Genomic DNA, 231 nt, shown 5'->3' with positions numbered 1-231 from the left:
CCGTAGCTCAGCTGGATAGAGTACTCGGCTACGAACCGAGCGGTCGGAGGTTCGAATCCTCCCGGATGCACCATCTTCTCTGCAATAGCGCATTAGCGTTGTTACAGAAAATCGATATCACTTTAGCAGCGATATCAAATCTGCAGTAAGTAAGTTTCCCTGATGCATCCGTAGCTCAGCTGGATAGAGTACTCGGCTACGAACCGAGCGGTCGGAGGTTCGAATCCTCCC

Annotated in this window: 1 tRNA gene; it reads left to right on the top strand. The window is 51.5% G+C overall.

Going from position 1 to position 231, the window contains the following annotated elements:
• Positions 1 to 172: 172 nt before the first annotated feature.
• Positions 173 to 231: transfer RNA gene (locus tag OGW44_RS00710), tRNA-Arg, on the top strand.

Source organism: Citrobacter sp. Cb023, from assembly GCF_030336805.1.
GTDB classification, from domain to species: Bacteria; Pseudomonadota; Gammaproteobacteria; order Enterobacterales; family Enterobacteriaceae; genus Citrobacter; species Citrobacter braakii.
Note: the sequence above shows the minus strand (reverse complement) of the source record. Positions and strands in the feature narration are given on the sequence as shown.